Here is an 11,825-nt window from a genome sequence, read left to right on the forward strand (position 1 = left end):
TCCCCTCCCCGAGCAAGCTCGGGGAGGAATTAAGGAGACAGATCATGTCCAACGCGCATGGAAGCTTCATCTGGTACGAGCTGCTGACCAAGGACGCAGGCAAGGCCAAGGCGTTCTACGACTCGATCTGTGGCTGGAACATCGACGCCGAGGCGCCTCCGGGCGGCATGGACTATCGCATGATCAACGCCGGGGACGGCCAGGCGGGCGGCGTGATGCAGCTGAACGCCGACATGATCGCGGGCGGCGCCAAGCCGGTCTGGCTCGGCTATCTGGGCGTCGATGACGTCGATGCCTCGGTCGCCGCGGTGGTGGCGGAGGGCGGGCAGGTCCATCTTCCCGCCTTCGATATCCCCGATGTCGGCCGGCTGGCGATGGTCACCGATCCGCAGGGCGTGCCCTTCTATGTGATGCGCGGTGCCTCGCCCGAGAGCAGCACCGCCTATCAGCGCACGGGCTTCGGCCATGTCGCCTGGAACGAGCTGCTGACCACGGACGATGCCGCGGCGCTCGCCTTCTACGCCAAGCTGTTCGCCATCGAGAAGGTCGGCTCCATGCCGATGGGCGAGATGGGCGATTACAGCTTCATCGCCAATGGCGACAGCAAGGGCGAGGCGGTTGGCGCGGTGATGAAGGCGCAGCCAGGCACGCCCGCCGGCTGGGGCTTCTATTTCCGCGTGCCCGACATCACCGAGGCGCAGGCGAAGGTGGAGGCCGGCGGCGGCAAGGTCATCTGGGGCCCGCACGAGGTGCCGGGCGGCGAATGGGTGATCAACATCATCGACCCCGAAGGCGTGACCTGCGGCTTCGTCTCGCCGGGCAAGAGCGGATGACGATCACCATCACCGCCTTCGACCGTTCCCCCGATGGCGGCAAGGGGCTGGCCCGCGACACGCGGGTGCGCTGGGCGCTCGAGGAGGTCGGCCAGCCCTATGACGTGCGCCTGGTGACCTTCGCCGCGCTCAAGGAACCGTCGCATCTGGCGATCCATCCCTTCGGCCAGATCCCGACGTTGGAGCAAGGCGACCTGGCGCTGTTCGAGACGGGCGCGATCGTCTTCCACTTGGCCGAGCGCTTTCCCGGGCTGTTCCCCGAGGATGCCGACGCCCGGGCGCGGGCGATCGCCTGGATGTTCGCCGCGGTGAACACGGTGGAACCGCCGATCCTCGAGCTGGTCACCGCCAGGATATTCGAGGGCGACAAGCCCTGGGCGGCGGAGCGGCTGCCGCTGGTGCAGGCGCGCATCCGGCCCCGGCTCGACCAGCTGGCCGCACGGCTGGGCGATGCCGAATGGCTCGACGGCACGTTCAGCGCGGGCGACCTGATGATGGTCTCGGTGCTGCTCCGCCTGCGGCCGTCGGGCATGCTCGACGACTATCCGACGCTCGCCGCCTATGTCGCCCGCGGCGAGGCGCGGCCGGCGTACCGGCGCGCGTTCGCGGACCAGCTGGCGGTGAATGTGCGGCCCTAGGCGAAGGCCGGCGCCTTCTTCAGGTGCTGGTACGCCTCGATCACCCGCTGGAGCCGGCCCTCATGGCTGCGGTCGCCGCCGTTGCGGTCGGGGTGGAACTTGCGGACCAGCTCCGAATAGCGCTTGCGCAGCGCGGTGCGGTCGGCGTCGATCTCGAGGTCGAGGATCTTGAGCGACTCCCGGTCCTGCCCCGACAGCGGCCTGCCGTCCTTGCGCTCGCCGCGATCCTTCATGCGGTCGCGGAATCGTGCGCCGATCGCATCGAGCGGGTCGGCGAAATCGGCCCAGCGCGGCGGGCGGTCGGCACCGCCATTGCCGGTGAAGGCCCGCGTCTCGCGCTCCCAGCCGGCATAGGGCCGCTGGGCGTCGTGGATCTCGTCGGGGCTCATCCCCTGGAAGAAGTTGTAGCCTGAATTGAACGCGCGGACGTGATCGAGGCACAGCCAGCGATATTCGCCCGGACCGTCGAACGTGGCGCGGCTGCCCGTCGCCGGCGCGCGAAATTCGCCCGGCTCGTTGCAGCCCGGCTCCGAGCACAACCTCCCCTGCGCCTCCACCCGACCGTGGAAACGTGCATTCGGCCTGTCCTTCTTGGGCTGGCTCTCAGCCACGTGACCTCCCTTGCGCAAACCGCCTATATAGGCGCGATGACGAACCCTTCCAGCGGCGGACTCGCCGACATCATCGCCGCCCGTCTCACCGCCGGCCTCTCCCCGACGCATCTCGAGGTGATCAACGACAGCCATCATCATTCGGGGCATCTCGGCGATGACGGCACCGGCGAATCGCACTGGACCGTGGTGGTCGAGAGCGACGCCTTTCAGGGGCTTTCGCGCGTTGGACGGCAGCGCATGGTCAACAAGCTGCTCGCCGACCTGCTCACCGGCCGCATCCACGCGCTGGCGATCAAGGCGCGGGCGCCGGGAGAATGAAGCTCAGCGCCCCGCCGGCATGAAGAACATCAGATAGACCAGCCGGCCATTCTCGAGTGTGTCGCCGAAGCCGGGGCCGGCGGTGTGCCACATCCAGGGGCGCAGCAGGACGAGGCGATTGAAGCGCATCGGCACTTCCATCGTCTTCTCCCATTTGCTCTCGTCGAGCCCGTCCTGGCCGATGATCCCCTCGCGCATCGCGTCGAAGCTCGCATAGCCTGCCGCCGCCAGTTCGGCCTGGGTGAGCGGCGCGCGGTCGCTGTTGGTCGCCTTGTGCCGGAAGAACTCGGTGCCACCGCGGCAATCCTCGGGCCGGCTCAGATAAAGGATGCCCGAGAGCACGCCGGGATCGATATGGACGCGGCCCAGCCCCCTGTCGTTCGCCAGGGTGATCCGGCACTTGGCGTGCGAGAGCGGCGGATTGTGCGCGACCAGCGGCTCGCCAACCAGCCGCGACACTTCCTGCTCAAGGCCATCCAGGCCGATCCGCTGGAGCGAGTTGCGCCCGGGGAATTCGCCCTGCAGATCCGGATAGGTCAGCTGGAGCGCCGCCGCGCGGAACGCGTCGGGAGTCTCCAGGAAGTCGTCGATCACGATCAGCGAAGTGGGCATGACGCCTGCCTAATACCCGCTCGGGCGGCTGACAACGCCCGGTAGTTTCGGCTATCGAGGCGGCATGGACGAGCTCTTCACCCAGATCATCACGCCGACCACCCATGACCTGGGCGGCTTCAAGGTCCACCGCACGCTGCCGTCCAAGCCGCGGACGATGGTGGGGCCGTTCATCTTCTTCGACCAGATGGGCCCGGCCCGGCTGACCGTCGGCACCGGCATCGACGTGCGCCCGCATCCGCACATCAACCTGGCGACGGTGACCTATCTCTATGCCGGCGCGATCGACCATCGCGACTCGCTCGGCACCTTCGCGACGATCGAGCCGGGCGCAGTCAACCTGATGACCGCCGGCCACGGCATCGTCCATTCCGAGCGCTCGCCGAGCGCCGAGCGGGAAAAGGGCCCCGAGCTCTCCGGCATCCAGACCTGGCTCGCCTTGCCCGAGGACCGGGAAGAGATGAACCCGGCCTTCGAGCATGTCAGCGCCGCCGACCTGCCGATCGTGGAGGAACCGGGTGCGCGCTGCCGGGTGATCATGGGCGAGCTGTGGGGGGCGAAGGCGCCGACCACCACCTATGCCCAGACCATCTATGCCGATATCGAGCTGTCCGAGGGCGGCGCAGTGCCGGTCGACCCGTCGGCTACCGAGCGCGCGGTCTATCTCGCATACGGCGACGCCAGCATCGACGGGATCGAGATGGAAGTCGCGACCCTCTACATCCTGCGCCCGGGCATCACCGCGATCCTGCGCTCGGCCGGGGGCGGCCGGGTTGCGCTGTGCGGCGGCGAGGACTTCGCGACGCCGCGCCATGTCTGGTGGAACTTCGTCTCGTCGAGCCGCGACCGGATCAACCAGGCCAAGGAAGACTGGAAGGCCGGCAACTTCCCCAAGGTGCCGGGCGACGACAAGGAATTCATCCCGATCCCCGAAGTGCCCAAGACGGTGAGCTATCCCTAGCACCCGCCTGAGCATCTGCCGGCGCAAGGCGCGCTATCCGACCCGGGAGGATGCGCGGGCCGCGATCGCGAAGAGCGGCTGGGAGCTGCGGGCCTATCGCTGCGACCGGTGCTGGCAGTTCCATCTGACCAGCCGGACCAAGGGGAAGATTTCCCCGTGATCGTCATCCCCGCCGCCTCAAATCGTCATCCCGGCGAAAGCCGGGATCTCAGGCGATGGCGGGAAAAGAGCCGCACGAGATCCCGGCTTTCGCCGGGATGACGATTCTGCCTCATTCCCCGATGATCTTCTCCCGCACCAGCGGCAGCAGCTTGTCGAGATTGGCGCGGGCCAGGGCAGCGTCGTTGGCGACCGAGCGGATCGTCAGCAGGTCGCCGTCGCGGATCAGCACCGCGGTGGCGCCCTGGTCCTCGCCGATCGCATAGCTGCTCACCCAGCCGACTGCCGGGCCGGCGTCGAGCGCCTCGATCCTGCATTCCGGGCTGCGCGCCTGGCATTGCGCCTGCAGGTCCTCGATCTTCGTCTCGCCCGAGCGGACCCGCCCCTCGGTACCGTCGACCTGGCGGCCGAACTCGATGCCGAGGATCGGCTGACCGGCGCAATCGGGGCAGCTATAGGCCAGCTTGCCCGGCCGCGGCGCGCTGACGAAGCCCGGGCCGAGCAGCGCCAGCACCTCGCCGTCCAGGCTGTTGATGTTCTTGGTCGCGAACCCGTCCGGCAGGGCGAGCCCCAGCATCAACGGCAGCAATGCGAGCATGTCCCTCTCCTCTCGTCCCGCGGCTCAACGTCCGCGGCGACCATCGGGTCCTTGCAGGTCGTCGCATGTTCGCTAGGCTCGGCCGAAAAGGGAGAGGCGACATGACCGAGTTCGAACTCCAGCGCATCACGCTGCCCACCGGCGTGGAGCTGAACGTGGCGATTGCGGGCGATCCCGCCAACCCGCCGGTGGTGCTGCTCCACGGCTTCCCCGAATCGCACCGCACCTGGCGCAACCAGATCCCGGCGCTCGCCCGGGACCACTACGTCATCGCGCCGGACCAGCGCGGCTTCGGCCATTCGTCCAAGCCCGAGGGGGTGGAGAATTACACGCCGGACAAGCCGGTGGGCGACCTGCTCGCGCTGGCCGACCATCTCGGCATCGGGCCGTTCACCCTGGTCGGGCATGACTGGGGCGGCGCGATCGCCTGGATGGCGGCGCTGCAGAACCCGCAGCGCATCGCCCGGCTGGTCATCGTCAACGCGCCGCACCCGCTGGTCTTCCAGCGCAGCCTGTTCGACGATCCCGACCAGCGCGCGGCGAGCCAGTACATGACCGCGTTCCGCAATCCGGACTTCGAGCAGTTCGTCGAGCGGATCGGGCTGGAGACCTTCTTCGACCAGAGCTTCGCCAAATACACGGACGCCGCGCTGCTCGAGCCGGAAAAGCCCGCCTATCTGGCCGAATGGAGCCCGCCCGGCGCGCTGACTGCGATGCTCAACTGGTATCGCGGCAGCGCGGTGCTGGTGCCCGCCCCCGACGAGACGCCCGAACGCCCGGTATGGCTCGACGCGCCCTTCCCGCCGGTGACCCAGCCGACCCTGGTGATCTGGGCTATGCGGGATACCGCGCTGCTGCCGGTGCAGCTCGACGGGCTGGATCGCTATGTGCCGGACCTCACCGTGGTGAAGATCGCGAATGCCGGGCATTTCGTGCCCTGGGAGAAGCCCGAGTTGGTGACCGAGGCGATATTGGAGTGGCTCGCCTGACCGCAAAGTGAAGGGAGTCGGGGCAAGTCGTTTCACTTTGCCCGGGCGCCCTGCGCATCGATCCGAATCACCCCGAAATCGAAGTGCGTGCCACGCCATCCAGCGACCAGAGCAGGCGAAATCCTACCTTGCAACTACACCCGTCATCCCGGCGAAAGCCGGGATCTCCTGCGGCTCTTGTCCTGCCGTCCGCGCCTTCGCCTGAGATCCCGGCTTTCGCCGGGATGACGATTGGGGCGGCCGGGATGGCGGATCAGGATCGACTCCGCCGCATCCCCGGCGTTTTGGCAACGGCGGGATCTTCTAGCAACCGGCGATAGTCGGCGCTCTCCATGCCGAGCAGCGCGATCCGCCCTTCGCCGTCATGATGCACGCCCCAGCCGAACTGCTTCACCAGCGGCGAGGCGCGCAGGCAGGCCTGGGGCTTGGCGAAGAATTCGTCGCGATCCTTGTCGCCGCCGCGCTCGCGATAGGCGGCGAAGAGCAGGTCGTCGCTGGTCATCGAATAGGGCTCGGCCAGCAGAGCATGCTGGACCGCGGCCACCGTGCCGGGCTTTTCGGGGATCGTCCCCGCCGACACCGGGCTGTCCGGCGAGGCGGTGATCAGCGTGTCGCGATAATTGGTCGACTTCATCAGATCCGCACCTCCGCCGCCGCATCGAGGAGAATGCCCTGTTCGGAACTGCGCTCCGCACCCGGGCGGACCCAGGCGGCATGGGCGTGCGCGGTGGCGACCGTGATGCGCGAGCCGCCATCGGGCCAGGTCCGCACGCTCACCACCTGCTCGCCAAGCGCGCGATCGGGCTCCATCGCGACCCAGGCGAGCGGGCGTTCGGACGTCGCTGCGGCACCAGCCGCCTCCATCGCGGCGCGGATGCGCGCGGTGCTGGCATCGGGGACATATTGCCAGACCACCGAATGCATCAGCACCCGGGTGACGCCTGCCTCCTGCGGCTCGGCCAGCCGCGCCTCGATCCAGTCGGCGGCATCGGCGCGATCGAGCCGGACGCCCTGCTCGCGGATCATGCCGATCGCCTTTTGCAGCCGCTCCAGTCGCATCGGCGTCTCCGCCCAGACATAGGCCGACAGCCGCGCCTCGACCGCCGGATCGGTGACGTCGAGCGGCTGGACGTCGCAGCCGCGGGTGGAGACGATCTCCAGCTCGGGCAGCGCCGGCGGATCGCCCAGCCAGACCGGCGCGATGGTCACCGGCGAGTCGGCCGGGCCGAGCAGCGCACCGCCCAGGTCAAAGCGATAGCGGTCGATCAGCAGGTTCAATCCGCCGCTCGAGCCGATCTCGAGGATCTCCAGCTTCGGGCCGAGGCGCCGCGCGACTTCGAGCAGCCCGGCGATCAGCGCGCCCGAGCGGCCAGGCTCGTTGGTCTGGGGCGGGCCGTCGAGCCAGGGGAGCAGGGCGGCATCGTTGCGGGCGAGCACGCGGTTGAGCGCCGCCTGCAGCGCCTCGCCCTCCAGCCTGCCGGCGAAGACTTCGGCCAGTTCCGCGTCCTTGCCAGCCAGCACCAGCGCATGGAGCCCGCCGATCAATCGCAGCGGGAGCGCATCGCGAGTCGGCTCGCCCGGCCAGTCGAGCACCTTGCGCCCGGTCTCGCTTCCGCGGTCCAGCCCGTCGGCGATCGCGGCGCAGATGGCCGCGTAGATCGGCGCATCCATCTTGCGGCAATAGAATTCCTGGATGCGAAACGCGCCGCGGTTATTCTCTTCACTGGCCATAAGAAACCCTCCGCGGCCGCTCTGTTGCGCCTTGGGGGTGCCCCGAGTAAAGCCCCGGCTTCGATGACCGAACCGCTGATCCTTGCCGTCCCCAAGGGGCGCATCCTCGACGAGGCGCTGCCGCTGCTCGCCCGCGTCGGCATCATCCCCGAGCCCGACTTTTCGGACGAGCGCTCGCGGGCGTTGCGCTTCAAGACCAACACGCCGGCGATCGACCTGATCCGCGTGCGCGCGTTCGACGTGGCGACCTTCGTCGCGCATGGCGCCGCGCAGCTGGGCATCGTCGGGTCGGACGTGCTGGCCGAGTTCGACTATTCGGAGCTCTACGCGCCGGTCGACCTCGGCATCGGCCATTGCCGCATCTCGGTCGCCGAGCCTGCCGACCTGGCGGAAAAGGACGATCCGCGCGGCTGGAGCCATGTCCGCGTCGCGACCAAATACCCGCACATCACCCGCGCCCATTTCGAGGCGCGCGGGGTGCAGGCCGAGTGCATCAAGCTGAACGGCGCGATGGAGCTGGCCCCGGTGCTGGGCCTGGCGCCGCGGATCGTCGACCTGGTCTCCTCGGGGCGGACGCTCAAGGAGAATGGACTGGTCGAGGTCGAGGTGATCGCCGAGGTGAGCAGCCGGCTGGTGGTCAACCGCGCGGCGTTCAAGACGCGGGCGACCGACGTCGTGCCGCTGGTCGACAAGTTCAGGAAGGCGGTGGCGGAATGATCCGGCTGGACGCCCGCGATGCCGGTTTCGCCAAGGCGTTCACCGATCTGGTCAATGCCCGGCGCGAGGCCGACGAGGATGTCGCGCGCGATGTCGCCGCGATCGTGGCGAAGGTCCGGACCGAAGGCGATGCCGCGCTGCGCGACTATACCCAGCGCTTCGACAGGTTCGACCTCGATGCCCAGGGCTGGAAGCTCGACCGCGCCGACTGCCTCGCCGCCTGGGAAGGCCTCACCCCCGAGCTGCGCGACGCGCTCGAACTCGCCGCCGAGCGGATCGCCATCTACCATTCCAAGCAGAAGCCCGAGGATCGCGACGAGATCGATTCCGCCGGCGTCCGCCTGGGCGCGCGCTGGCGGGCGGTGGATGCGGCGGGCGTCTATGTGCCCGGCGGGCGGGCCGCTTACCCCAGCTCGGTGCTGATGAACGCGCTGCCGGCGCGTGCGGCGGGTGTCGGCCGGCTGGTGATGGTCACGCCCACTCCCAATGGCGAAGTGAACCCGCTGGTGCTGGCCGCCGCGCATCTTGCCGGGGTGGACGAGATCTGGCGGGTCGGCGGGGCGCAGGCGATCGCCGCGCTTGCCTATGGCACCGAGAAGATCGCGCCGGTCGACGTGATCACCGGCCCCGGCAATGCCTGGGTGGCCGAGGCCAAGCGCCAGCTCTACGGCGTGGTCGGCATCGACATGGTCGCGGGGCCGAGCGAAATCGTGGTGGTCGCCGACAGCCGCAATGATCCCGACTGGATCGCCGCCGACCTGCTCAGCCAGGCCGAGCATGATCCGACCAGCCAGTCGATCCTGTTCACCGACGATGCGGGCTTTGCCGACCAGGTTGCCGAAGCCGTCGAGCGCGCGCTGGCAAAGCTGGCGACCGAGCAGACCGCGCGGGCGAGCTGGGACGCGAATGGCGCGATCATCGTGGTGCCCGATCTGGTCGCCGCGATGCCGCTGGTCGACCGGCTGGCGCCCGAGCATCTCGAGCTGGCCTGCGACAATGCCGAGGGGCTGTTCGACATGGTGCGCCATGCCGGTTCCGTCTTCATCGGCCGTCATACCCCCGAGGCGGTGGGCGACTATGTCGCGGGGCCGAACCATGTGCTGCCGACCGGGCGCCGGGCGCGCTTCGCCTCGGGCCTGTCGGTGCTCGACTTCATGAAGCGGACCAGCTTCCTGTCGCTCGACGAAGCCGGGCTGGCGGCGATCGGGCCGGCTGCGGTAGCCTTGGCGAACGCGGAAGGCCTGCCGGCGCACGCCGAGTCGGTGGCGATCCGGCTGAGGAGCAAGTGATGCGCGCACCCGATCTCGACGAGGATGGCTGGTGCCTGGCCAGCGCGGTGGACTATCATGCGCTCGACGCCGAAGCCTTCGACATTCCCGACGAAGCGGCGCGCACCGGACTGAAGCCGGGCGACTTCGCCAAGCTGATCTTCCTGATCGCGGTGGAGGAAGACGAGGAGCCGATCACCGACCGGATGTGGGTGGTGGTGCGCGAAGCCGCGGATGGCGGCTATTTCGGCCTGCTCGATAACGAGCCCGACATCGACGAGAATGACGAGTTCTGGCTGGGCACCGAAGTGCCGTTCGGGCCGGAGCATGTGATTGAAGTGCAGACGGGGAATGACGAGAGCATCGCCTATGCCGCGCGGGAGCCGCTGCGGAGTTGGCCGCGGGGCTAGTCCTGCTTGCGCGGGAAGAGCGGCCAGTCCTCACGGCGATCGGATCGCAATAGGCGGTCGATGTGTCGCGCGTTCGAATAATCGACCCAGGTGGAATACACCTGCGGCCCGTTCTGCAGCACGAAGCGCCAACGCTCGCCGGCGGTAGTGAAGTCGATGTCGCAGCTGGTGAACGACTTCACATAGACAAATTCGGGCACCTCGCCCTTGAAGACACGGACGACGCGTATCTTCGCCGGCTTGTGGGTCTTGATATCAGCGGGCTCGACAACTTCGCCGTCGAGGATGGCGGCGGCATCCGCTATGGTCTTCCTCGCCTCCGCACGACGCTCTGCATAGGTGGGTTCATGGTCGACAATGACCGAGCAGGCATGCGCGGCGGGAGCGGTCGCTATGGCCGCCAGGAATCCGATCAGTGCAAGACGCTTTGCCATATCGGCCGAACATACCTATGGGGCGGACCATGCCAAGCCATCAAGCAAAGTCCCGTTCCAAGGCGCGCGCAGCCGCGCGCCTCGCCGCCGTGCAGGCGCTGTACCAGCACGAAATGGAAGCGGTCTCGATTCCCGCGCTGCTCCACGAGTTCCACAATCACCGCCTGGGCGCGACGATCGAGGACGTGGAATATGCCGAGGCGGACATCGCCTTCTTCGACGACATCGTCACCGGGGTGAGCGAGCGCCGCGACGAGATCGACCGGATCATCGCCGGCAAGCTGACCGCCGACTGGACGCTCGACCGGCTGGACAAGCCGATGCGCCAGATCCTGCGCGCCGGCACCTATGAGCTGATGGCCCGCAAGGACGTGCCGGTCGGCGCCGCGATCAGCGAGTATCTCGACGTGACCGACGCCTTCTACGACCGCCGCGAGAAGGGCTTCGTCAACGGCATCCTCGACGCCGTCGCCAAGGAAGTGCGGGGTTGAACAGATCCTCCCTCGCGAAGCGGGGGAGGTGGCGCGCGCAGCGCGACGGAGGGGCCGCCTCCCCGGGTAGCGCCGCTTGTGGAGAGGCCCCCTCCACCATTTGCTGCGCAAATGGTCCCCCTCCCCCGCTTCGAGAGGGAGGATTTGGGAATTGAACGAAGCCCAGTTCATCGCTGCGCTGCGCACCCTGCCGCTCCACCCGGGCGCGCAGGAGCTGCGCGACGACACCGCCACCCTCACCATCGGCGGCGAGACGCTGATCCTCAGCCATGACGCGATCGCCGAGGGCGTGCACTACCGCCCCGGCACCGATCCGTTCGACATTGGCTGGAAGCTGGTCGCCACCAACCTGTCCGACCTCGCCGCCAAGGGCGCCGAGCCGCTGGGCGTGCTGATCGGCGCGGTGCTGGTCGACGGCGCCGAGCGCTTCGTCGAGGGACTGCGGGCGATCCTCACCGAGTACGACGTGCCGCTGCTCGGCGGGGACACCATCTCGGTTTCCCCCGCCACCTTCGGCTGCACCGCGATCGGCCGGGCGACCGTGACGCCCGTGCCCCGGCGCGACGGCGCGCGGCCGGGCGACGGGCTGTGGATCACCGGGCCGGTCGGCGCGGCGATGCTGGGGTTCGAGAGCGGCAAGGGCACCGCCTATCTGCGCCCCCGCCCCCGGCTGGCCGATGGGAGCGCGCTGGCGCCACACGTGACAGCGATGATGGACGTGTCCGACGGCCTGCTGCTCGACGCCAGCCGCATGGCCGAGGCGAGCGGCTGCACCGCCAGCATCACGCTCGCCAGGGTGCCGCTCGCCCCCGGCGCCGATCCGCTGCGCGCGGTGACCTGGGGCGACGATTATGAGCTGCTGTTCGCCGCGCCGGCCGATTTCGTCCCGCCGGTGCCGGCCGCGCGGATCGGCGAGATGGCGGCGGCGGGCAAGACATTCTTGCTGCTCGATGGCCAAGTCCCGGAAATCGCACTGGGATACCAGCATCGCTGAGCCGCTTGCGCTCAGGCTATACCCTCTATAGCCTCCCCCATACCGGGCCTTTTAAATC

At 68.6% G+C, this 11,825-nt stretch carries 16 protein-coding genes; 10 read left to right on the forward strand and 6 right to left on the reverse strand.

The window, feature by feature from the left end; all coding sequences use genetic code 11:
- Positions 1-44 precede the first annotated feature (44 nt).
- Positions 45-833 carry a VOC family protein gene (locus tag ACEN8G_RS15960; protein WP_413419137.1) on the forward strand — a complete coding sequence of 263 codons (789 nt, stop codon included), beginning with the start codon at positions 45-47 and terminating at the stop codon, positions 831-833.
- The gene (locus ACEN8G_RS15965; RefSeq protein ID WP_413419139.1) at positions 830-1,471 is read left to right on the forward strand and encodes a glutathione S-transferase family protein; all 642 of its coding nucleotides are present in this window, start codon (positions 830-832) and stop codon (positions 1,469-1,471) included. The genes ACEN8G_RS15960 and ACEN8G_RS15965 overlap by 4 nt, the downstream gene beginning before the upstream one ends.
- On the opposite strand, the gene ACEN8G_RS15970 is transcribed toward ACEN8G_RS15965, so the two are convergent.
- Entirely contained in the window at positions 1,468-2,082 is a 615-nt protein-coding gene (locus ACEN8G_RS15970) for a J domain-containing protein (RefSeq protein WP_413419141.1), read from the reverse strand. The two genes, ACEN8G_RS15965 and ACEN8G_RS15970, sit on opposite strands and share 4 nt — an antisense overlap.
- A 36-nt stretch (positions 2,083-2,118) precedes the next feature.
- Between ACEN8G_RS15970 and ACEN8G_RS15975 the strand changes: the two genes are divergently transcribed.
- Positions 2,119-2,403, forward strand: coding sequence for a BolA family protein (locus ACEN8G_RS15975; RefSeq protein ID WP_413419143.1), 285 nt, complete (start codon positions 2,119-2,121; stop codon positions 2,401-2,403).
- 3 nt (positions 2,404-2,406) lie between these two features.
- Here ACEN8G_RS15975 and ACEN8G_RS15980 read toward each other — a convergent pair whose 3' ends face one another.
- The gene (locus ACEN8G_RS15980) at positions 2,407-3,015 is read right to left on the reverse strand and encodes a DUF6445 family protein (RefSeq protein ID WP_413419145.1); all 609 of its coding nucleotides are present in this window, start codon (positions 3,013-3,015) and stop codon (positions 2,407-2,409) included.
- A 64-nt stretch (positions 3,016-3,079) separates the two neighbouring features.
- Between ACEN8G_RS15980 and ACEN8G_RS15985 the strand changes: the two genes are divergently transcribed.
- Entirely contained in the window at positions 3,080-3,976 is an 897-nt protein-coding gene (locus ACEN8G_RS15985; protein ID WP_413419147.1) for a pirin family protein, read from the forward strand.
- Positions 3,977-4,247: 271 nt separating this feature from the next.
- On the opposite strand, the gene ACEN8G_RS15990 is transcribed toward ACEN8G_RS15985, so the two are convergent.
- On the reverse strand, positions 4,248-4,733 hold the full coding sequence (locus ACEN8G_RS15990) for a hypothetical protein (RefSeq protein ID WP_413416786.1): 486 nt from the start codon (positions 4,731-4,733) through the stop codon (positions 4,248-4,250).
- Between the two features lie 101 nt (positions 4,734-4,834).
- Between ACEN8G_RS15990 and ACEN8G_RS15995 the strand changes: the two genes are divergently transcribed.
- Positions 4,835-5,722: an alpha/beta fold hydrolase gene (locus tag ACEN8G_RS15995; protein ID WP_413416788.1), complete on the forward strand. Its 888-nt coding sequence runs from the start codon at positions 4,835-4,837 to the stop codon at positions 5,720-5,722.
- 253 nt (positions 5,723-5,975) lie between these two features.
- On the opposite strand, the gene ACEN8G_RS16000 is transcribed toward ACEN8G_RS15995, so the two are convergent.
- A complete protein-coding gene (locus ACEN8G_RS16000; protein ID WP_413416790.1) occupies positions 5,976-6,356 on the reverse strand; it encodes a DUF6157 family protein in 381 nt (126 codons plus the stop codon).
- Entirely contained in the window at positions 6,356-7,453 is a 1,098-nt protein-coding gene (locus tag ACEN8G_RS16005; protein WP_413416792.1) for a DUF2332 domain-containing protein, read from the reverse strand. The genes ACEN8G_RS16000 and ACEN8G_RS16005 overlap by 1 nt, the downstream gene beginning before the upstream one ends.
- Positions 7,454-7,516: 63 nt before the next feature.
- On the opposite strand from ACEN8G_RS16005, the gene hisG reads away from it, so the two are divergent.
- Genes hisG through ACEN8G_RS16020 form a run of 3 tightly spaced genes read left to right on the forward strand, consistent with a single transcriptional unit; the run spans position 7,517 to position 9,848 of the window.
- Positions 7,517-8,170, forward strand: a complete 654-nt coding sequence (gene hisG, locus ACEN8G_RS16010; protein WP_413416794.1) for an ATP phosphoribosyltransferase — start codon at positions 7,517-7,519, stop codon at positions 8,168-8,170.
- On the forward strand, positions 8,167-9,459 hold the full coding sequence (hisD, locus tag ACEN8G_RS16015; protein WP_413416796.1) for a histidinol dehydrogenase: 1,293 nt from the start codon (positions 8,167-8,169) through the stop codon (positions 9,457-9,459). The genes hisG and hisD overlap by 4 nt, the downstream gene beginning before the upstream one ends.
- Positions 9,459-9,848: a hypothetical protein gene (locus tag ACEN8G_RS16020; RefSeq protein WP_413416798.1), complete on the forward strand. Its 390-nt coding sequence runs from the start codon at positions 9,459-9,461 to the stop codon at positions 9,846-9,848. The genes hisD and ACEN8G_RS16020 overlap by 1 nt, the downstream gene beginning before the upstream one ends.
- Here ACEN8G_RS16020 and ACEN8G_RS16025 read toward each other — a convergent pair.
- The gene (locus ACEN8G_RS16025) at positions 9,845-10,282 is read right to left on the reverse strand and encodes a hypothetical protein (protein WP_413416800.1); all 438 of its coding nucleotides are present in this window, start codon (positions 10,280-10,282) and stop codon (positions 9,845-9,847) included. The genes ACEN8G_RS16020 and ACEN8G_RS16025 overlap by 4 nt on opposite strands.
- 29 nt (positions 10,283-10,311) lie before the next feature.
- Here ACEN8G_RS16025 and nusB point away from each other — a divergent pair, with 29 nt between their 5' ends.
- Entirely contained in the window at positions 10,312-10,773 is a 462-nt protein-coding gene (nusB, locus tag ACEN8G_RS16030) for a transcription antitermination factor NusB (RefSeq protein WP_269573964.1), read from the forward strand.
- Between the two features lie 151 nt (positions 10,774-10,924).
- Positions 10,925-11,767 (forward strand): thiamine-phosphate kinase, encoded by an 843-nt coding sequence (gene thiL, locus ACEN8G_RS16035; protein ID WP_413416802.1) that lies wholly within the window; start codon positions 10,925-10,927, stop codon positions 11,765-11,767.
- Positions 11,768-11,825 lie beyond the last annotated feature (58 nt).

Origin of the sequence: Sphingomonas sp. Sphisp66 (genome assembly GCF_047324325.1) — a bacterium.
Taxonomy (GTDB): domain Bacteria; phylum Pseudomonadota; class Alphaproteobacteria; order Sphingomonadales; family Sphingomonadaceae; genus Sphingomonas.